Annotated in this window: 17 protein-coding genes, 1 other RNA gene and 1 pseudogene; 10 read left to right on the top strand and 9 right to left on the bottom strand. The window is 62.8% G+C overall.

Features of this window, described 5'->3' with window-relative positions; translation table 11 throughout:
- Window positions 1–23: 23 nt before the first annotated feature.
- From ssrS to C4K38_RS30660, 3 genes are all read right to left on the bottom strand, one after another.
- A non-coding RNA gene (gene ssrS, locus C4K38_RS30670) (6S RNA) lies at window positions 24–202 on the bottom strand.
- Window positions 203–226: 24 nt separating this feature from the next.
- Window positions 227–550 carry a cell division protein ZapA gene (locus C4K38_RS30665; RefSeq protein WP_007926742.1) on the bottom strand — a complete coding sequence of 108 codons (324 nt, stop codon included), beginning with the start codon at window positions 548–550 and terminating at the stop codon, window positions 227–229.
- The gene (locus C4K38_RS30660) at window positions 547–756 is read right to left on the bottom strand and encodes a TIGR02449 family protein (protein WP_007911197.1); all 210 of its coding nucleotides are present in this window, start codon (window positions 754–756) and stop codon (window positions 547–549) included. Before C4K38_RS30660 ends, C4K38_RS30665 begins: the two co-directional genes overlap by 4 nt.
- Before the next feature lie 140 nt (window positions 757–896).
- Between C4K38_RS30660 and C4K38_RS30655 the strand changes: the two genes are divergently transcribed.
- From C4K38_RS30655 to gcvH, 8 genes are all read left to right on the top strand, one after another.
- Entirely contained in the window at window positions 897–1,454 is a 558-nt protein-coding gene (locus tag C4K38_RS30655) for a YecA/YgfB family protein (RefSeq protein ID WP_009051406.1), read from the top strand.
- A gap of 27 nt (window positions 1,455–1,481) precedes the next feature.
- Window positions 1,482–2,816 carry a Xaa-Pro aminopeptidase gene (pepP, locus tag C4K38_RS30650; RefSeq protein WP_053281354.1) on the top strand — a complete coding sequence of 445 codons (1,335 nt, stop codon included), beginning with the start codon at window positions 1,482–1,484 and terminating at the stop codon, window positions 2,814–2,816.
- A complete protein-coding gene (gene ubiH / locus C4K38_RS30645) occupies window positions 2,813–4,000 on the top strand; it encodes a 2-octaprenyl-6-methoxyphenyl hydroxylase (RefSeq protein WP_038574913.1) in 1,188 nt (395 codons plus the stop codon). Before pepP ends, ubiH begins: the two co-directional genes overlap by 4 nt.
- Window positions 4,001–4,121: 121 nt before the next feature.
- On the top strand, window positions 4,122–5,339 hold the full coding sequence (locus C4K38_RS30640) for a 2-octaprenyl-3-methyl-6-methoxy-1,4-benzoquinol hydroxylase (protein WP_164487055.1): 1,218 nt from the start codon (window positions 4,122–4,124) through the stop codon (window positions 5,337–5,339).
- Between the two features lie 145 nt (window positions 5,340–5,484).
- On the top strand, window positions 5,485–6,486 hold the full coding sequence (locus C4K38_RS30635; RefSeq protein WP_053281352.1) for an extracellular solute-binding protein: 1,002 nt from the start codon (window positions 5,485–5,487) through the stop codon (window positions 6,484–6,486).
- Between the two features lie 94 nt (window positions 6,487–6,580).
- Complete coding sequence (locus C4K38_RS30630) at window positions 6,581–8,197, top strand: ABC transporter permease (protein WP_053281351.1); 1,617 nt, start codon at window positions 6,581–6,583, stop codon at window positions 8,195–8,197.
- 156 nt (window positions 8,198–8,353) lie between these two features.
- A complete protein-coding gene (gene gcvT / locus C4K38_RS30625) occupies window positions 8,354–9,436 on the top strand; it encodes a glycine cleavage system aminomethyltransferase GcvT (protein ID WP_025807095.1) in 1,083 nt (360 codons plus the stop codon).
- Window positions 9,437–9,487: 51 nt separating this feature from the next.
- Window positions 9,488–9,871, top strand: coding sequence for a glycine cleavage system protein GcvH (gcvH, locus tag C4K38_RS30620; protein WP_009046109.1), 384 nt, complete (start codon window positions 9,488–9,490; stop codon window positions 9,869–9,871).
- A gap of 98 nt (window positions 9,872–9,969) precedes the next feature.
- On the opposite strand, the gene C4K38_RS30615 is transcribed toward gcvH, so the two are convergent.
- The 3 genes from C4K38_RS30615 to C4K38_RS30605 all read right to left on the bottom strand — a co-directional run bounded on the left by C4K38_RS30615 (window position 9,970) and on the right by C4K38_RS30605 (window position 13,097).
- Window positions 9,970–10,677 (bottom strand): hypothetical protein, encoded by a 708-nt coding sequence (locus C4K38_RS30615; protein ID WP_053281350.1) that lies wholly within the window; start codon window positions 10,675–10,677, stop codon window positions 9,970–9,972.
- A gap of 209 nt (window positions 10,678–10,886) precedes the next feature.
- Window positions 10,887–11,570 carry a hypothetical protein gene (locus tag C4K38_RS30610; protein ID WP_053281349.1) on the bottom strand — a complete coding sequence of 228 codons (684 nt, stop codon included), beginning with the start codon at window positions 11,568–11,570 and terminating at the stop codon, window positions 10,887–10,889.
- Between the two features lie 384 nt (window positions 11,571–11,954).
- Window positions 11,955–13,097, bottom strand: a complete 1,143-nt coding sequence (locus C4K38_RS30605; protein ID WP_053281348.1) for a DegT/DnrJ/EryC1/StrS family aminotransferase — start codon at window positions 13,095–13,097, stop codon at window positions 11,955–11,957.
- 174 nt (window positions 13,098–13,271) lie between these two features.
- Between C4K38_RS30605 and gcvP the strand changes: the two genes are divergently transcribed.
- Complete coding sequence (gene gcvP, locus C4K38_RS30600; protein ID WP_053281347.1) at window positions 13,272–16,145, top strand: aminomethyl-transferring glycine dehydrogenase; 2,874 nt, start codon at window positions 13,272–13,274, stop codon at window positions 16,143–16,145.
- 76 nt (window positions 16,146–16,221) lie between these two features.
- Here gcvP and C4K38_RS30595 read toward each other — a convergent pair whose 3' ends face one another.
- The gene (locus C4K38_RS30595) at window positions 16,222–16,539 is read right to left on the bottom strand and encodes a DUF2388 domain-containing protein (protein WP_053281346.1); all 318 of its coding nucleotides are present in this window, start codon (window positions 16,537–16,539) and stop codon (window positions 16,222–16,224) included.
- Window positions 16,540–16,746: 207 nt separating this feature from the next.
- Between C4K38_RS30595 and C4K38_RS30590 the strand changes: the two genes are divergently transcribed.
- Window positions 16,747–17,727 (top strand): hypothetical protein, encoded by a 981-nt coding sequence (locus C4K38_RS30590; protein ID WP_053281345.1) that lies wholly within the window; start codon window positions 16,747–16,749, stop codon window positions 17,725–17,727.
- Window positions 17,728–17,786: 59 nt separating this feature from the next.
- On the opposite strand, the gene C4K38_RS33055 is transcribed toward C4K38_RS30590, so the two are convergent.
- A complete protein-coding gene (locus C4K38_RS33055; protein WP_428842116.1) occupies window positions 17,787–18,491 on the bottom strand; it encodes a methyl-accepting chemotaxis protein in 705 nt (234 codons plus the stop codon).
- 198 nt (window positions 18,492–18,689) lie between these two features.
- A pseudogene (locus C4K38_RS33050) lies at window positions 18,690–18,968 on the bottom strand (HAMP domain-containing protein); the annotation flags it as partial.
- Between the last annotated feature and the right edge of the window lie 197 nt (window positions 18,969–19,165).

Here is a 19,165-nt window from a genome sequence, read left to right as displayed (position 1 = left end):
TAGCTGGCATTGGCATGGAATTCAGGCTCCCCGGATGAACCGCTGTCGACTTAGCCCTTGAACCCGAAAGTTCAAGGCGGAAGATGCAGTAGGCGTTAAGGCTTTCCGTCTAGCGGACATGCACACCGGCCCAACGTGCAACTTCCAGGGTAGTGCGAATCGGCTCAGGGACATCGTCAACTGGCAAGCACCCCAGGGAGTGGTGGGGATTATACCGCAACCACCCTCAGGAATCAGCCTTGGTTGTATCGGTGTCGGTGGCGAGCACCAGATCCACGCGCTCGAGCAGATCGCGCACCTGTTCGCGGGTCGAACCGCTGGCTTGCACGTCAGGGCGGTCCTGCTTGTGCAGCAGGTCGTGGGTGATATTGAGGGCGGCCATCACGGCGATACGGTCGGCGCCAATGACTTTGCCGCTGCTGCGGATCTCGCGCATCTTGCCATCCAGGTACCGGGCGGCGCTCACCAGATTGCTACGCTCTTCCTGGGGGCAGATGATCGAATACTCTTTGTCGAGGATCTGCACGGTAACGCTATTGCTTGAACTCATGAGTCTTGCTCCAGGGCCTTGAGGCGCGAAATCATCGATTCGACCTTACGCCGGGCGATTTCGTTTTTTTCAATGAGGTGCGCGCGTTCCTCGCGCCAAGTCTTTTCCTGAGCTAATAAGAGTGCGTTTTGACTCTTTAGTTGCTCGACCCGGCCAATTAGCAGTTCGAGTCTAGCCATCAGCGCTTGCAGATCGGTGTCTTCCATTGGATCCCACTGGATTTGTCTGATGAGTGGCAACTGCCTGGGCAAACGAGTTGACGGCCTCGATGGTCTTGGCGCGTCTGCCGATGCTAGGATACAAGGCCTCCATTCTAGACATTGCGCCGCTTGGCGCCTAGCTGCCCATGCCCATTCAGAATTCCCCGTACAACGCCTTCGCCACCCTGCTCAGCAGCAGCGGTCACCCTGTCTCGCCCGCCGAATTGCACGGCCTGTTGCTGGGTCGCAGCTGCGCCGGCGCCGGCTTCGAAGTCGACGGCTGGCTGATCGACGCCGCCGAACTGCTCGAAGGCGAGCCGCAGGACAACGTTCGCAACGCCTTGATCGGCCTGCAGGAAATGGTCAAGGGCGAGCTGACCAGCGACGACATGACCGTCGTTCTGCTGCTGCCCACCGACGACGCCCCGCTGGCCGAGCGCGCCGCGGCCCTGGGTCAATGGTGCCAGGGTTTCCTCACCGGCTTCGGCCTGAACTCCCGCGACAGCAGCGCCCTGAGCGCCGAAGCTACGGAAGTGTTGCAGGACCTTGCGGCGATTGCCCAGGTACAGGACGCGCTGGAAGAGTCCGACGATGGCGAAAGCGACTACATGGAAGTGATGGAATACCTGCGGGTCGCCCCGCTGCTGCTGTTCACCGAGACCAACAAGACGGTTGAACCGGCCGCCAAGCCTTCTCTGCACTGATCGTTCGATAGGGAAATCCGTCTGCCCATGATCCATATCCCGAAATCGGAATACACCCGCCGCCGCAAGGCGCTCATGGCGCAGATGGAACCCAACAGCATCGCGATACTGCCGGCTGCCGCCGTGGCGATCCGCAACCGCGATGTCGAGCATGTCTACCGCCAGGACAGCGATTTCCAGTACCTCAGCGGCTTCCCCGAACCCCAGGCGGTGATCGTGCTGATGCCCGGTCGCGAGCATGGCGAGTACATCCTGTTCTGCCGCGAACGTAATGCCGAGCGCGAACTCTGGGACGGTCTGCGGGCTGGCCAGGAGGGTGCGATTCGCGATTACGGCGCCGACGATGCCTTCCCCATCACCGATATCGACGACATCCTGCCAGGCCTTATCGAAGGCCGCGACCGGGTGTATTCGGCCATGGGCAGCAACCCCGAGTTCGATCGCCACCTGATGGAATGGATCAACGTGATCCGCTCCAAGGCGCACCTGGGGGCCCAGCCTCCGAACGAATTCGTTGCCCTGGATCATCTGCTGCACGACATGCGCCTGTATAAATCGGCGGCGGAAGTGAAGGTGATGCGCGAGGCCGCGCGGATTTCCGCCCAGGCCCATATTCGTGCCATGCAGGCCAGCCGCGCCGGTCTGTACGAGTTCAGCCTGGAAGCCGAGCTGGACTACGAGTTCCGCCGGGGCGGGGCGAAGATGCCGGCCTACGGCTCGATCGTCGCCGCCGGGCGCAACAGCTGCATCCTGCATTACCAGCAGAATGACGCGTTGCTCAAGGACGGCGACCTGGTGCTGATCGACGCCGGTTGCGAGATCGATTGTTATGCCAGCGATATCACCCGTACCTGGCCGGTGAACGGCAAGTTCTCCGCCGAACAGAAGGCGATCTACGAACTGGTGCTGGCCTCCCAGGAAGCCGCCTTTGCCGAGATCGCGCCGAACAAGCACTGGAATCAGGCTCATGAAGCGACCGTCAGGGTGATCACCGCCGGGCTGGTCGAGCTGGGGCTGCTCGAAGGCGAGGTGGACGAGTTGATCGCCAGCGAAGCCTACAAGGCGTTTTACATGCACCGCGCCGGCCACTGGCTGGGCATGGATGTGCATGATGTCGGCGAGTACAAGGTCGGCGGCGAATGGCGGGTGCTGGAAGTCGGCATGGCCCTGACGGTCGAGCCGGGCATCTACATCGCGCCGGACAATCAGAACGTGGCGAAGAAATGGCGCGGCATTGGCGTGCGCATCGAGGATGACGTGGTGGTAACCAAGCAAGGCTGTGAAATTCTCACCGGTGGTGTGCCAAAGACCGTGGCCGAGATCGAGGCCCTGATGGCCACCGCACGGAGCCGCGCAGCATGAACCGGGTCAATCTGGCGATCATCGGCGGTGGCCTGGTCGGTGCCAGCCTGGCCCTGGCCTTGCAGGCCGGCGCCAAGGAGCGTGGCTGGAAGATCGTGCTGATCGAACCATTCGCTCCGGGCGATACCTACCAGCCCAGCTACGACGCGCGTTCTTCGGCGCTGTCGTTCGGCGCGCGGCAGATCTATCAACGCTTGGGCGTGTGGCAGGAAATCTCCCGCCGCGCCGAGCCGATCAAACAGATCCATGTCTCCGACCGTGGGCGGTTTTCCACCGCGCGGTTGTCGGCCATGGAGGAGGGCGTTCCCGCCCTGGGTTATGTGGTGGAAAACGCCTGGCTTGGCCAGTGCCTGTGGCAGGGGCTGGACAAGGACGTGGTGAGCTGGCGCTGCCCGGCTGAAGTCACGCGCATGGAGCCGCTGGAAGATGGCTACCGCCTGACCCTCAACGATGAAACCAGCCTGGACTGCGAGCTGGCGGTGCTGGCCGACGGCGGTCGCTCCGGGCTGCGCGAGCAGCTGGGTATCGGGGTGAAAAAACGCCCCTACAACCAGAGCGCGCTGATCGCCAATATCACCCCGAGCGAAGCCCATAACGGCATGGCCTTCGAGCGCTTCACCGACGACGGCCCGATGGCCCTGCTGCCGCTGCCGGAGAACCGCTGCGCGCTGGTCTGGACCCGTCTGGGCATGGACGCGCAGCGCCTGGCCGCGTTGGATGAACGCAGTTTCCTCAGCGAATTGCAGGGGATCTTCGGTTATCGCCTGGGCACCCTGAAACAGGTCGGCGCGCGGCATCTTTACCCGCTGTCGCTGGTGGAGGCCGAGGAGCAGGTGCGTCCTCATCTGGTGGTGCTGGGCAACGCCGCCCATAGCCTGCATCCGATTGCCGGGCAGGGTTTCAACCTGTCGTTGCGTGACGCCCAGGCGCTGGCCGATGCCTTGCTGGTCAGCCCGACGCCGCCGGGCGATTTCAGCATCTTGCAGGCCTACCGCGAGCGGCAGCGTCTGGACCAGGACTTGACCGTGGGCTTCTCCGACCAGGTCACCCGCTTGTTCGGCAGCAAGCTGCCGCTGGTGTCCCTGGGGCGCAATATCGGGCTGCTGGGCCTGGACCTGCTGCCACCGGCCAAACGTTGGTTCGCGCGGCAAGCCATGGGCCTGGGTACCCGTCCCGATGCGTGAGTGGCTGAGCCCGCGACCGGGCATGGAAATCCAGCACAGTGTCGGCAGCCAGGCAGCGCGGTTCGACAAAACCCTTTACGTGCGGCTCAAGCCGCAAGCGAGACAGGCTTAAAGCATGGAAATGCGTGCAGATCTGCTGATTGTCGGGGCCGGAATGGTCGGGAGCGCCCTGGCGCTGGCGTTGCAGGACAACGGCCTGGAAGTGCTGCTGCTCGATGGCAGCCCGCTGAAGGTCAAGCCCTTCGACGACGAAGCACCGTTCGAGCCGCGGGTGAGCGCGCTGTCGGCGGCCAGCCAGCGGATTCTCGAGCGCCTGGGTGTGTGGGAAGGGGTAACCCGGCGACGCAGCAGCCCCTATGCCGAGATGCAGGTCTGGGATGGCAGCGGCACCGGGCAGATTCACTTCTCGGCCGCCAGCGTGCATGCCGAGGCGCTGGGCCACATCGTTGAAAACCGGGTGGTCCAGGACGCGTTGCTGGAGCGCTTGCATAACTGTGACATCGGCCTGCTGGCCAATGCCCGCCTGGAGCAGATGCGCCGTTCCGGCGACGACTGGTTGCTGACCCTGGCCGATGGCCGCAGCCTGCGCGCCCCACTGGTGATCGCCGCCGACGGCGCCAATTCGGCGGTGCGGCGCCTGACCGGCTGCGCCACCCGCGAATGGGATTACCTGCATCACGCCATCGTGACCAGCGTGCGCTGCGCCGAGTCGCACCAGAGGACCGCCTGGCAGCGTTTCACCGACAACGGCCCGCTGGCGTTCCTGCCGCTGGAGCGCGATGGGCTGCACGATTGGTGTTCGATCGTCTGGTCGACCACGCCCAGCGAGGCCGAACGCCTGATGGCGCTGGACGACAGCGACTTCTGCCGAGAGCTGGAGCGCGCCTTCGAAGGCCGCCTGGGCGCGGTGTTGAGCGCCGATCCGCGGCTCTGCGTGCCGTTGCGCCAACGTCATGCCAAGCGCTACGTGGCGGAAGGCCTGGCCCTGATCGGCGACGCGGCCCATACCATCCATCCGCTGGCCGGGCAGGGGGTCAACCTGGGCTTCCTCGATGCCGCGGTGCTGGCCGAGGTGCTGCTGCAGGCGGCCAGCCGTGGCGAACGCCTGGCCGATACCAAGGTGCTCAGCCGTTACGAGCGGCGGCGCATGCCGCACAACCTGGCGCTGATGGCGGCGATGGAAGGCTTCGAACGGCTGTTCCAGGCTGATCCGCTACCGCTGCGCTGGTTGCGTAACACCGGGCTGAAAGTGATCGACCAGATGCCCGAGGCCAAGGCGCTGTTCGTGCGCCAGGCACTGGGCCTCACCGGGGATTTGCCGGAGTTGGCCAAGGCCTGAGCGAGCCTGCTCGCGACTCAGGCTTGAACCCCGCGCTGCCGATGCGTCAGCAACATCTCGTAACGCCTCGGCCGCCGGTTCAGTTTGAGAAGCTAAATAGTAGTCCTTATCATTTACTTCCCTTTGATTTCGAGAGACCGCTCCCATGTTGGCACCGAAGCGTCTACTGACCGCCCTGGCCCTCACCCTCATTGGCGGTACTGTCCAGGCAGCCGACGAAGTGGTGGTCTACTCCTCGCGCATCGACGAGCTGATCAAGCCGGTCTTCGATCTCTACGCCCAGAAAACCGGGGTCCAGGTGAAGTTCATCACCGACAAGGAAGCGCCGCTGATGCAGCGGATCAAGGCCGAAGGCGAGAACGCCACCGCCGACCTGCTGCTCACCGTCGATGCCGGCAACCTGTGGCAAGCCGAGCAGATGGGCATCCTGCAGCCGTTCACCTCCAAGGTGATCGACGCCAACATCCCCCTGCAATACCGCGCCGCCTCGCACGCCTGGACCGGCCTGAGCCTGCGGGCGCGGACCATCGCCTACTCCACCGTGCGGGTGAAACCGTCCGAACTGACCACCTACGAAGCCCTGGCTGACAAGCAGTGGGAAGGCCGCCTGTGCCTGCGCACGGCGAAGAAGGTCTACAACCAGTCGCTGACCGCGACCCTGATCGAAACCCACGGCGCGGCGAAAACCGAAGAAATCGTCAAGGGCTGGGTCAACAACCTGTCCACCGACGTGTTCTCCGACGACGTCGCGGTGCTCGAGGCGATCAACGCCGGCCAGTGCGACGTGGGCATCGTCAACACCTACTACTACGGCCGCCTGCACAAGCAGAAGCCGGACCTGCCGGTCAAACTGTTCTGGCCGAACCAGGGTGACCGCGGCGTGCACGTCAACCTGTCGGGCATCGGCCTGACCAAGCACGCACCGCACCCGGAAGCCGCCAAGGCCCTGGTGGAGTGGATGACCACCGAGGAAGCGCAGAAGATCTTCGCCGACGTGAACCAGGAGTTCCCGGCCAACCCGAGCGTGCCGCCGTCCGCCGAAGTGGCCGCCTGGGGCAAGTTCGTGGCTGACACCCTGCCGGTGGAAGTCGCCGGCAAGCGCCAGGCCGAGGCCATTCGCCTGATGGACCGTGCTGGCTGGAACTGATCCGCTGGTTATACTGCGCCCCGCTTTTGCGGGGCGTTTTGTTTATCCGGTTTGCCATCGCCCTTTATTGATCCACCGCGCTTGAGAGTTTCTTGTGGCCCATCCCGCCCAACGCCGCTGGTACCCGCTGGTCTTCGCCGTCGCCGCCCTGGTGCTGCTGCCGCTGAGCGTGCTGCTGCTGTCGTGGCAGGTGGTCGACCAGCAGATCTGGTCGCACCTGTGGGAAACCCAGATGCCGCGCCTGTTGGGCAATACCCTGACCCTGGTGCTGGGCGTCGGCGTGGGCGTGACGCTGCTGGGGGTGAGCCTGGCCTGGCTGACCAGCCTCTGCGAGTTTCCCGGGCGCCGCTGGCTGGACTGGGCGCTGATGCTGCCCTTTGCGATTCCGGCCTACGTGCTGGCCTTTGTCTTCGTCGGCCTGCTGGATTTTTCCGGCCCGGTGCAGACCTTGCTGCGCGAATGGTTCGGCACGGGCCTGCGCCTGCCACGGGTGCGCTCCACCGGTGGGGTGATCCTGGTCCTGGTGCTGGTGTTCTATCCCTATGTGTATCTGCTGGCGCGCACCGCGTTCCTGGCCCAGGGCAAAGGCCTGATGGAAGCCGCGCGGGTGCTGGGGCAGACGCCCTGGCAGGCGTTCTGGCGCGTGGCCCTGCCCATGGCTCGGCCAGCCATCGGCGCCGGTGTGGCCCTGGCGCTGATGGAAACCCTGGCGGATTTCGGCGCGGTGGCGGTGTTCAACTTCGACACCTTCACCACTGCCATCTACAAGACCTGGTACGGCTTCTTCAGCCTGTCCAGCGCCGCGCAGCTGGCCAGCCTGTTGCTGCTGGCGGTGATGCTGGTGTTGTACGGCGAGCGTCGCGCCCGTGGCGCCAGTCGCTCCGGCAACGAGCGACCGCGGGGCAAGGCGCTGTACCACCTGCATGGCATCAAGGCCCTGGCGGCCACAAGCTGGTGCACGCTGGTGTTCGCCTGCGCCTTCGTCATCCCAGTGCTGCAACTGCTGGTGTGGTTCTGGCAGCGTGGCCGTTTCGACCTCGACGAGCGTTATGCCGGGCTGATCCTGCACACCCTGTACCTGGGTGCCATGGCGGCCCTGATCACGGTCAGCGTGGCCCTGCTGCTGGCGTTCGCCCGACGGCTGGCGCCGACCCGGGCGATCCGTTCCGGCGTCAGCCTGGCCAACCTGGGTTACGCCTTGCCGGGTTCGGTGCTGGCGGTGTCGATCATGCTGGCTTTCAGTTATCTGGACCGCGAGCTGGTGATCCCGCTGTCGGGCTGGCTCGGAGGGGCGGGTAAACCCTTGCTGCTGGGCAGTCTGGCGGCGTTGCTGCTGGCCTATCTGGTGCGTTTTATCGCGGTGGCCTATGGGCCGCTGGAAAGCAGCCTGGCGCGGATCCGCCCTTCGTTGCCGGAAGCGGCGCGCAGCCTGGGGGTCAGCGGGCCACGACTGTTTTTCAAAGTGTATCTGCCGCTTTTGCTGCCCGGCACCCTGAGCGCGGCGTTGCTGGTGTTCGTCGATGTGCTCAAGGAAATGCCCGCCACCCTGCTGATGCGCCCGTTCGGCTGGGACACGCTGGCGGTGCGGATCTTCGAGATGACCAGCGAGGGTGAGTGGTCGCGTGCCGCGTTGCCGGCCCTGACCCTGGTCCTGGTGGGATTGCTGCCGGTGATCGGACTGATCCGACGCTCCGCTCATCGAATCGGTTAGGTGCCAGTGTCACACCTTGCGGCTACAATGCGCGGCATTCGGTGCGGTCGATCTTTCTGATCGGGTCTCTTGAATTGTCTGAAAGCCATCTATTTCAAGGCCTCCAGCTCATACGGCGACCGTCCGCACCTTCGCCACGCCCGGAAGGAGAAACCCATGGGACAGCGCACGCCTCTGTATGACCTTCATCTCGCCCTGGGCGCGAAGATGGTCGATTTTGGCGGTTGGGATATGCCTCTGCATTACGGCTCGCAGGTCGAGGAGCACCATCAGGTGCGACGCGATTGCGGGGTTTTCGATGTATCCCACATGACCGTGATCGATGTCGACGGACCCCAGGCCAAGGCTTGGCTCCAGCACCTGCTGGCCAACGACGTCGAACGCCTGCAAAGCCCTGGCAGGGCCTTGTACAGCGCCATGCTCAACGAGCATGGCGGCATCGTCGACGATATGATCGTCTACCGCACCGACGCCGGTTACCGGCTGGTGGTCAACGCCGCCACCCGTGACCAGGACATGGCCTGGATGCAGGCGCAGCTGGGCGCTTTCCAGGTGCAGCTGCACGAACGCTCCGAGCTGGCGATGCTGGCGATCCAGGGGCCCCACGCCCGCCACAAGATCGCCGAGCTGGTGACCCAGTCGCGCGGCACGCTGATCCAGCAACTCAAGCCCTTCGAAGGCCAGGCCGATGGCGACTGGTTCATCGCGCGCACCGGTTACACCGGGGAGGATGGCCTGGAAATCGTCCTGCCGGCCGACCAGGCCCCGGCATTCTTCAACGATCTGGTAGGCGCGGGCATCTCGCCGATCGGCCTCGGCGCCCGGGACACCCTGCGCCTGGAGGCCGGCATGAACCTGTACGGCCAGGACATTCACCAGGAGGTTTCACCGCTGGTGGCCAACATGGCCTGGAGCATCGCCTGGGAACCGGCGTCGCGTAAGTTCATCGGGCGCACCGCGCTGGAGGCCGAGCGCGCGGGTGGGGTGAAGCACAAACTGGTCGGCCTGGTGCTGGAAGAACGCGGTGTGCTGCGTGCCCATCAGGTGGTGCGCATCGCCGATGTTGGCGAAGGAGAGATCACCAGTGGTAGTTTCTCTCCTACGCTTAGCAAATCGATCGCCCTGGCACGGGTGCCCATGGCTACCGCCGACCGTGCAGAAGTGGAAATCCGTGGCAAGTGGTACCCGGTCCGGGTGGTAAAACCGACCTTCGTGCGTCATGGCAAAACCTTGATCTAACTTATTTCCGGCGGGATCTACCGCTGACATTTCTTCTTGAGGACACAGAACATGAGCGATATCCCTGCTGACCTGCGTTTTGCCGAAAGTCACGAATGGGCCCGTCTGGAAGCCGACGGCACCGTGACCGTGGGCATCAGCGACCACGCTCAGGAAGCCCTGGGCGACGTGGTGTTCGTCGAGCTGACCGAAGTCGGCAATGTCTTCGGCGCTGGCGACCAGGCCGGTGTGGTGGAATCGGTGAAGGCCGCTTCCGACATCTACGCGCCAGTGGCCGGCGAAGTGATCGCGGTCAACGAAGACCTGAGTGGCAGCCCCGAGCTGCTCAACAGCGACCCGTACGGCGCCTGGATCTTCAAGCTCAAGCCGGCCAATGCTGCCGACCTTGAGAAGCTGCTCGACGCAGCCGGTTATAAGGCCGCTATCGGCGAATAATCACTGCCGCAAGCCAAGCCGTTACAAGAGCGCCGTGTTCCCTTATCGGGTATGCGGCGTTTTTCGTTTAAGACAATGCGACAACTCAAGTCACTGACCTAACGACGGAGCGATCTGGCCAGCAGCACGGCTTTGCTTACCCTGATATGAAGTTCGGCTATTTCTTCTGTTGTCAGGCGCAGTGTCGGTTCGCCGCTGACCCAGGCACCCTGATTGTTGTAGGTGACGGTTTTGGTTTCTCCATCGTTCACGCTTATGGTGTAAGGATTGGACAGGTTAGTGGGGATTAATGAGCCCGCTGCCTGGCCTGGGCCGAACCATAATTGAAACTCGTTTTTGGGTGTCATGGTGGCGACACCTATATTCATGCCACCTGAACAGTTCACCCAGAGACTGAGTCCGGTAGAGTCCAATAATATTTCGCTGGGGTTGGCCGAAAGTTCGTTATTTATTGAAACATCTCCTGGTGTGCCACCATTCTTTGCAGGGCTGAATATACCGTATTTAGTCAGGGTGGTTATCTGGCCCGTGTTGATGGGCAGGTTTTTTCCTCCCGAGGTAAAGTTGACATCACCTTCTTGTACTGGCGTGTTTGTAAAATTGACCATGTAGGAGTCATTGGTGATATTGAAGATATTCTTATATTGGTAGGACGGCTGGTTGGGGGCAGCGAAGGGGGACTTTGCAAACCAGATGACGGTGAAAGTGCTGTTTACTTTCTTGGCCAGATAGAGGCTGTAGTTGTTTACCTTTTGGGCAACAAGTTGCTCTTCTTCGATATAGACGATGATGGTCTGCTTGCTCATGGCTAATCTCACGTTCATCCCGTGGATGATTTCGGTGCAGAGTCTCGAGTCCAGCTGGCCGGGTTCGACGCCATCAATAAAAAACCCTGTAGATCGGCGATATACAGGGTTTTCTTGTTTGAGCGGCGTTTGCGAGCGAAAGACTGCCAAGGGTATCGCGTGGTGCTCTGCGTCCTTCGCGCAACCGATGCTCGAGCCCGTCCCGCGGACTATGCCGCGATCCCGGCCCTGGCGTGAAGTGCCTTGATTTCAGCGGCGCTCAGGCGTTTGGCTGGTTCGCCGGTCACCCAGGTGCCATTGTCGGTGTAGGTAATGGTGATGCTGCCGCCATCCTGCAGGGTCACCACATAGGGGTCGGACAGGTTGGTGGCGATCAATGAACCGGTTTCCTGAATGTTGCCGAACCAGACTTGATATTGGCTTTTTGGTGTCAGCGTTGCAGTGCCGATGTTCATGCCGCTCTGACGATTCACCCAGATGTTATTGCCGTTGGAATCCAGGAGGATTTCATGTGGATTGCCTTGCAGCTCATTTTTGATGAGCACATCTGAGGGGACGCCACCGTTCTTGGCTGGCGTGAACACGCCATTTGGAGTGAGGGTCGTGGTCTGGCCGGTGCTGATGGGCAGGTTTTTGCCGCCGGAGGTGAAGGTGACATCGCCGGCTGTGACCGGGTCATTGGTGAAGTTGACCATGAACGACGGGGTGGCGATATCGAAGGTGTTTCTATATTGGTAACTAGGGTTGTTGACTGTGGCAATGGGGCCTTTTGATTGCCAGATGACAGTGAAGTCATTGTTTACTTTCTTGGCCAGATAAAGGCTGTAGTTGTTCTTTTTTTGTGCAATCAACTGCTGTTCTTCGATGTATAGAATTATCTGTTGGCTGCTCATTTTTTGAACTCCATTTCGAATAAATTGAAACATGGATTTTGTAACGGTCTTTGCAACTGCGTAATGGCCTTTTGTCTCAGCTGCGCAGTCCTAAGTAAACATAGCATGCAAAAAATTGAACTATAGAACTATTGGCTATTGTCTTTGGTGCTGCCTGCATTGCGAAAGTTCAATGTGTTGAATCGTGCTGGTTTATCATGTGTTTATGTGCGCAGTTAAAGAAAGTTCTGCCGGGAGTCTGGTTTTTGGCACAAGGAATCGGGCCAGTGGCGCTGATATATAGCGATTGGCAACTATCTTTATCGCTGAAATAAAAACGCCCAATGCAGGGCATTGAGCGTCTTGGATAGTGCAAGGGCCGGCCGTTCAGGGGCCGGCATCTATTTATGCCTCTTGCAAGACAGCCTTCACCGCCGCTACCGAGCGTTCTACATCGTCCTTGGTCATGGCGGTGAACATCGGCAACGAGACGATCAGGCGTCCCACCCGTTCCGCCACCGGGAACATCCCCTCCTTGAAACCGCGCTCGCGGTACAGGCTCAGCAAGTGAATCGGCGGGTAGTGATAGCCGATGCCGATCCCGCGTTCCTGCATCCGTTCCATGAAGGTCGCCCGCGCCGGTTTGCCGTCATGCCGCTCCGGCAGTACCAGCTGGAACAGGTGCCAGTTGCTGTTGCTGAAGTCCGCCGGTGGCAACTGGGCGCCGTAGCGGGCTTCGAAGTCGCTGCCGAAGCATTCGAAGTAATGCCGGGCCAGCTCGCGGCGGTGAGCGGTGAGGGTTTCGAGGTGGGCGAACTGGCCCAGGCCGATGGCGGCCGCGACGTCGGTCATGTTGAATTTGCCGCCCAGCACATCCACGTCCAGGCCGTCGAAGCCGTGGCGGGTCACGCCCTGCAGGCGGTACTTCTCCGCCAGGCGGGCCTCTTCGGCGGTGTTCAGCACCAGGGCGCCGCCCTCGCTGCAGGTGACGTTCTTGTTGGCCTGGAAACTGAAGGACACCAGGTCGCCGCCGGCGCCGATGCGCTCGCCGTTCCAGCTTGAGCCCAGCGCCTGGGCGGCATCTTCCACGACCCGCAGGCCGTGTTTGCGTGCCAGGGCATACAGGCGCGGCATGTCCAGCGGCAGGCCGGCGAGAAACACTGGGATGATCGCCTTGGTCCGTGGCGTGATGGCCGCTTCCACCTGGGCCAGGTCGATGTTGCGGGTAACCGGGTCGATGTCGGCGAACACCGGGGTGGCGCCGACTTCGAGAATCACGTTGGCCGTGGCCACCCAGGAAATCGGCGTGGTGATGACTTCGTCGCCAGGGCCGATGCCGGCGATACGCAGGGCGATCTCCATGGTGCAGGTGCCGGAATTGAAGGTGCGCACCGGGCGCCCGCCGCAGTACTGCGAGAGTTGCGCTTCGAAGGCCTGGACCTTGGGCCCGCTGGTGATCCAGCCCGAACGCAGGACTTCGCCGACGCTGGCGATGGTGGCTTCATCGATGGTGGGTTTGGAGAACGGCAGGAAAGGCAGTTGGCTCATGACGATGGGATACCCGATAAGCAGTGGTCGAGGCAGGGCGGCGGGCCGCGCCGGAGTCGAGCATCATGCTACCGGTTCGCCCGGGGTGCCACACCGTCGGCGTCCGGGATCGGCTGCTATGCTGCTTTGACCCTGTTCCATCGACGCCGAGCGCCGCCTGAGAGAGAGCCCGCCATGTCCCAGTTGCCGTCCTTGAGCCAGTTACGCGATCCCAATGCCTTTCTGCGGCGTCACCTCGGGCCCGACGCCGCCGAGCAGCAAGCGATGCTCGACAGCCTGGGCCTGGGCAGCCGGGTCGAGCTGATCGAGCAGACCGTGCCGCCGGGGATCCGTTTCAACCGTCCGCTGGACCTGCCGCCGGCGCTGGACGAGCAGGCCGCCCTGGCCAAGCTGCGCGGTTATGCCGAGCAGAACCAGGTCTGGACCAGCCTGATCGGCATGGGTTACCACGGCACCCTGACCCCCACGGTGATCCTGCGCAACGTGCTGGAAAACCCTGGCTGGTACACCGCCTACACGCCCTACCAACCGGAAATCGCCCAGGGCCGGCTCGAAGCCCTGCTCAACTTCCAGCAACTGACCATCGACCTCACCAGCCTGGAACTGGCCAACGCCTCGCTGCTGGACGAAGCGACCGCGGCCGCCGAAGCCATGGCCCTGGCCAAGCGCGTGGCCAAGTCGAAAAGCAATCTGTTCTTCGTCGACCAGAACTGCCATCCGCAGACCCTTTCGGTGGTGCAGACCCGCGCCGAAGGGTTCGGCTTCGAACTGGTGGTCGACACCCTGGACAACCTCAAGCGGCACCAAGTCTTCGGTGCCTTGTTGCAATACCCGGACACCCACGGCGAGATTCGCGACTTGCGGCCGCTGATCGATCACCTGCACGCGCAGCAGGCGCTGGCCTGCGTGGCCGCCGACCTGTTGAGCCTGTTGCTGCTGACGCCGCCGGGCGAGCTGGGGGCCGACGTGGTGTTCGGTTCGTCCCAGCGCTTTGGCGTGCCCATGGGCTATGGCGGGCCCCATGCGGCGTTCTTCGCCAGCCGCGAGGAGTACAAGCGGGCGATCCCGGGGCGGATCATCGGCGTGTCCAAGGATGCCCGGGGCAACGTGGCGCTGCGCATGGCCCTGCAGACCCGCGAGCAGCATATCCGCCGCGAGAAGGCCAACTCGAACATCTGCACCGCCCAGGTGCTGCTGGCCAATATCGCCAGTTTCTATGCGGTCTATCACGGCCCGGAAGGCCTCCGGCGTATTGCCCAGCGCGTCCATCGCCTGACCTGCATCCTCGCCGCCGGCCTGGAGCGCAAGGGCATCGAGCGGCTGAACCGGCAGTTCTTCGACACCCTGACGCTGGAGGTCGGTGGTAGCCAGACGGCCATCATCGAGAGCGCCAAGGCCGCGCAGATCAATCTGCGGATCCTCGGGCGCGGGCAGCTGGGCCTGAGCCTGGATGAAACCTGCGACGAGAGTACTGTCGCCCGGCTGTTCGATGTGTTCCTCGGCGCCGACCACGGTCTGGACGTCGCGCAACTGGACGCTGAAGCCCTGGTCCCGGGCATTCCCCAGGACCTGCTGCGCAGCACGCCTTACCTGAGCCATCCGGTGTTCAACAGCCATCACAGCGAAACCGAGATGCTGCGCTATCTCAAGCAGCTGGAGAACAAGGACCTGGCGCTGAACCAGTCGATGATCCCGCTGGGTTCCTGCACCATGAAGCTCAATGCCAGCAGCGAGATGATCCCCATCACCTGGCCCGGCTTCGCCAACCTGCATCCCTTTGTCCCGCTGGAGCAGGCACTCGGCTATTCGCTGATGATCGAGGAGCTTGAACGCTGGTTATGCGCCATTACCGGCTTCGATGCGATCTGCATGCAGCCCAACTCCGGGGCCCAGGGCGAGTACGCGGGGTTGCTGGCGATCCGCAAATACCACGAGAGCCGCCAGCAGGGAGAGCGCAATATCTGCCTGATTCCCGCCTCGGCCCACGGCACCAACCCGGCCTCGGCGCAGATGGCCGGCATGCAGGTGGTGATCGTCGATTGCGACGACGCTGGCAACGTCGATCTGCAAGACCTGAAAGACAAGGCCCAGGCCGCGGGCGAACAGCTGGCGTGCCTGATGGCGACCTATCCTTCGACCCACGGGGTGTACGAGGAGGGCATCAGCGAGATCTGCGAGGTGATCCACAGCCACGGTGGCCAGGTGTACATGGACGGCGCCAACCTCAACGCCCAGGTCGGGCTGACACGGCCGGCCGATATTGGCGCCGACGTTTCCCACATGAACCTGCACAAGACTTTCTGCATTCCCCACGGCGGCGGTGGCCCGGGCATGGGGCCGATCGGCGTGCGGGAGCACCTGGCGCCGTTCGTGGCCAACCACCCGGTGGTGGCCATCGACGGGCCGTTGCCGCAGAACGGCGCGGTCAGTGCGGCGCCCTGGGGCAGCGCGAGCATCCTGCCGATCAGCTGGATGTACATCGCCCTGATGGGGCCGCAGCTGGCGGATGCCAGCGAGGTGGCGATCCTCGCCGCGAACTACCTGGCCGAACACCTGAGCGGGGCCTTCCCGGTGCTCTACAGCGGGCGCAATGGCCGGGTCGCCCACGAGTGCATTCTCGACCTGCGGCCGCTCAAGGCGCAGACCGGCATCAGCGAAGAGGACGTGGCCAAGCGCCTGATGGACTACGGTTTTCACGCGCCGACCATGTCGTTCCCAGTGCCGGGCACGCTGATGGTGGAGCCCACCGAAAGCGAGTCCAAGGCCGAGCTGGATCGCTTTATCGAGGCCATGCTGAGCATTCGCGCCGAGATCGCCCAGGTCCAGGAGGGCAACTGGCCGGCCGAAGACAACCCGCTCAAGCGTTCGCCCCATACCCTGGCGGACATCGCCGGAGTCTGGGAGCGGCCCTACAGCATCGAGCAGGCGGTGATCCCCAGCCCCCACGCCAGGGCGCACAAGTACTGGCCGACGGTGAACCGGGTCGACAATGTCTACGGCGACCGCAACCTGTTCTGCGCCTGCGTACCGGTGGATGCCTACCGCTGAGCTCGAACGGCGGGCAAAAAAATGCCGCTCTTGTGAGCGGCATTTTTCGTTGCGTCAGCCTGGCTACAGGCTGGCGTCACTGCTGGGCGACGGCGTTTTTCGCCAGGATGGCGTTGGCCAGCTCCATGTCAGTGGCCTGCAGGCCCGGGTTGTCGGCACGGACTTTCTGCATCGCGGCTTCCAGGTACGGACCGCGGATGCTGCCTTCGCTGGCGACGAAGCTGCTGGCGTCGTCCTGGGCGGCGCCGATCAGCTTGTGATCCTTGGAAGTCAGGTAGGTGGAACCGGTGGTGGCGCCGGTGGACAGGACGTTACGCCAGAAGCTGTCGGCCATTGCCGAACCTACAGGCAGGGAAAGCAGGGCCAGGGTGGCGACAGCTGTTTTGAAACGCATGGTGGGTGACTCCAACTAGGGGGGAAACTGAGCCCTTTGATAGGTGTTGGCCCGATTGAGTTCCCTGCTGCTGCAACAAGCTTTCACCAGCGTGGACAGGGGCCGAACGAGCTCTTCGGGAGCGACCGCTGCACCTCGGTATCGAGTCAATGTGCTGGAACGCAGGGGCGGCATTTGCCACCATGGGCGACTTTCTCGACTGCACGGATGCTGGCCTTGATTTTTGGCGCGATGATCTACGCAACCCTGCTGAGCCTGGTGTTGCTGTCCTTTATCGGACTTCCCTTGTTGCTGATTGGCTTGCTCATTCCGGCCTGCCGACGCCGGATGCGCCGTCAGCCCCTGCACTTCGGTGCGCTTGCAGTGGTCTGTGCAATCTTTGTGGTTTGCACCCTGTGGAAAATCCATAGCGACAATCAGCATAACAAGGCGCTCCACCCGCAACTTGAGCAGGACGTACAGCTTGATGGCCTGCCATTGCCGGCAGGCAGCAAGCTGTATCTGAGGACGCTTGAACCTCTGGATTCCCAAGGCCAGCCGCAACCCCATGGACTGCACAGCCTCTTTTACGCCGAATTCGCTGCACCACACACAATCAATGGTGTGGAGGTTACAGAGTTGCAGATGTACGGCAGCGGCCCTCTCTCAAAGATGCTGCTGAGCCGTGACCAGATCGTCGCGGGCTGGCCCTGCGCCGGCGGCACCTGGGTAACGCTGGACATTGCCGACGAGGACCGCTTGCAACCCAGTCGCTGGCGCTTCTCTTCCTGCAGGCTGGTGACCGGGGCCGATGTGGCGGGGGTGAAGTGGCCGAGCTCCAGCGAGGTCAGTCAGTACGACGGCAGGTTCAGCATCGACACCATCGGCCTGGCTTCACCTGCGGTGGTTATCCAGGGGATAGCGCTGTCGGACCTGAGCCTGGATCTCGATGAGCAGCGGCAACCCGGACGTTGGAACGGGCAACTGGCGCAAGACCTGACCCTGGGCGATTGGCACTACCCCCGCGGCATGAGGGTTCGCCAGGACGCGCCGGGTACCCTGATGTTCAGCCCGAGCAAGTCATACTCCGCGCAGAACCTGCGTACGGGGGAAACGCTCGACGCTGGGCGCTCGATACAGCAACGCAGGGAGGGCGGCGCGGTGCTGTGGATCAAGCCCAATACCGGGTTGGGTGTCCTCGACTGGTAGCGGGGCTGCTCATCGCTGGTAGCTGTGTGGTGTAACCGTCGAGGTGGGTCATCCCAGCCTTACAACTGAAAACGGGTCACCGAGGTCTGCAAGGTGGCGACAGAGCGTTCCATGTGTTCGACCGTCGTCGCCAGTTCATGCATGGCCTGGCTGTTGCGCTGCGCGACCTGATTGATCATCTCCACCTGTTGCGCCACTTCGCTGCTGGCCTTGGACTGCTCGCCGATGGTGTGGGAAATCTCCTCGACCATCAGCGCCGAACGTTGCGCGCCTTCGCGGATTTCGTTGATCGAGGTGCCAGCCTGCTGAGCCATGTTCACCCCGTCGTTCACCCGGCTGACCCCGGTCTGCATGCTGCGCACCGCCTGGCTGGTGGTTTCGCGGATGCGCTCGATCATGCCGGTGATCTCCCGGGTCGATTGCGCCGTGCGCGCGGCCAGGCTACGCACTTCATCGGCTACCACGGCGAATCCCCGGCCGGCCTCACCGGCGCGGGCCGCCTCGATGGCTGCGTTCAGCGCCAGCAGATTGGTCTGTTCGGCGATGCTGTTGATCACCTGGATGATCGAGTGGATTTCCTCCGAGGATTGGCCAAGCGCGGTGATGCTTTGCGAGGACTGATTGACCGCCTCGGCAATGTGGGACATGCCATCGACCACCCCGAGGATGACCTGGCCGCCGCTGCCGGCGAGGGATTCCGACTGCGCCGAAATGTCCTGCGCATTACGTGCATGTTCGGCCACCTGGGCGATATTGCTGATCATCTGTTCCATGGCCGCGGCCATGCTGTTCGCGCCCAGGGCCTGTTCGCTGGCCCCGTCGGCAATGTCCTGGGAGGTCTGGCTCAGGTTGTGGGAGGTGCCTTGTAGGCCTTCGCTTTCGCGGCGAATGGTGGTGATCATGTCCCGCAGGTTGGTCTGCATGTCGCCCAAGGCTTTTTGCAGCTGCCCGGCCTCGTCGTCGCTGTCGATGCTGATCGGTAGGCTGAGGTTGCCCTGGGCAATGGCCCGGGCCGTGGCGGCCGATTTTTCCAGGGGCCGCAGTACCGAGTGCAACAAGCGGCGAGTCAGTAGGCAGAGCGTCAGTACGACCAGCAGGCTGCCACCGATCAGCCACCAGAGGGCCTGATGCACAGCTTTTTCGCTGTCTTCGCGGGTTTGTGCGGTGCTGGTTTCGATCTTGCTGCTCAGGGCCTCGTTGCGGCTTTCCACCTCGCTGAAACTCTTGGCGAACGCCGGCATGTCCGCACGGGCGGCGACAGGGTCGCGAAGTGCCTGTTCGGTGATTTTTTCCGCCGCGCCAATGTAGTTTTCCAGCACCGGCTGCAGCTCGCCGATGGCCTGGCGAATGTCCGGCGCCAGGGGCAGCCTGGCGTTTTCCGCGAGGACCTTGCGGAACCACTCGCCGTGTTCGCGCAGGTCGTTTCTGATCTGCTCGC

The organism is Pseudomonas chlororaphis subsp. piscium, assembly GCF_003850345.1.
GTDB classification, from domain to species: Bacteria; Pseudomonadota; Gammaproteobacteria; order Pseudomonadales; family Pseudomonadaceae; genus Aquipseudomonas; species Aquipseudomonas piscium.
Note: the sequence above shows the minus strand (reverse complement) of the source record. Positions and strands in the feature narration are given on the sequence as shown.

Coding starts and splice junctions, on each gene's coding strand:
- C4K38_RS33055 (WP_428842116.1), bottom strand. CDS start 18,491: ATGATCAGCAATATCGCCCAGGTGGCCGAACATGCACGTAATGCGCAG.
- C4K38_RS30640 (WP_164487055.1), top strand. CDS start 4,122: ATGCGTGCAGATCTGCTGATTGTCGGGGCCGGAATGGTCGGGAGCGCC.
- C4K38_RS30610 (WP_053281349.1), bottom strand. CDS start 11,570: ATGAGCAGCCAACAGATAATTCTATACATCGAAGAACAGCAGTTGATT.
- gcvP (WP_053281347.1), top strand. CDS start 13,272: ATGTCCCAGTTGCCGTCCTTGAGCCAGTTACGCGATCCCAATGCCTTT.
- gcvT (WP_025807095.1), top strand. CDS start 8,354: ATGGGACAGCGCACGCCTCTGTATGACCTTCATCTCGCCCTGGGCGCG.
- C4K38_RS30660 (WP_007911197.1), bottom strand. CDS start 756: ATGGAAGACACCGATCTGCAAGCGCTGATGGCTAGACTCGAACTGCTA.
- C4K38_RS30605 (WP_053281348.1), bottom strand. CDS start 13,097: ATGAGCCAACTGCCTTTCCTGCCGTTCTCCAAACCCACCATCGATGAA.
- gcvH (WP_009046109.1), top strand. CDS start 9,488: ATGAGCGATATCCCTGCTGACCTGCGTTTTGCCGAAAGTCACGAATGG.
- C4K38_RS30595 (WP_053281346.1), bottom strand. CDS start 16,539: ATGCGTTTCAAAACAGCTGTCGCCACCCTGGCCCTGCTTTCCCTGCCT.
- C4K38_RS30615 (WP_053281350.1), bottom strand. CDS start 10,677: ATGAGCAAGCAGACCATCATCGTCTATATCGAAGAAGAGCAACTTGTT.
- C4K38_RS30590 (WP_053281345.1), top strand. CDS start 16,747: ATGCTGGCCTTGATTTTTGGCGCGATGATCTACGCAACCCTGCTGAGC.
- C4K38_RS30655 (WP_009051406.1), top strand. CDS start 897: ATGCCCATTCAGAATTCCCCGTACAACGCCTTCGCCACCCTGCTCAGC.
- ubiH (WP_038574913.1), top strand. CDS start 2,813: ATGAACCGGGTCAATCTGGCGATCATCGGCGGTGGCCTGGTCGGTGCC.
- pepP (WP_053281354.1), top strand. CDS start 1,482: ATGATCCATATCCCGAAATCGGAATACACCCGCCGCCGCAAGGCGCTC.
- C4K38_RS30665 (WP_007926742.1), bottom strand. CDS start 550: ATGAGTTCAAGCAATAGCGTTACCGTGCAGATCCTCGACAAAGAGTAT.
- C4K38_RS30635 (WP_053281352.1), top strand. CDS start 5,485: ATGTTGGCACCGAAGCGTCTACTGACCGCCCTGGCCCTCACCCTCATT.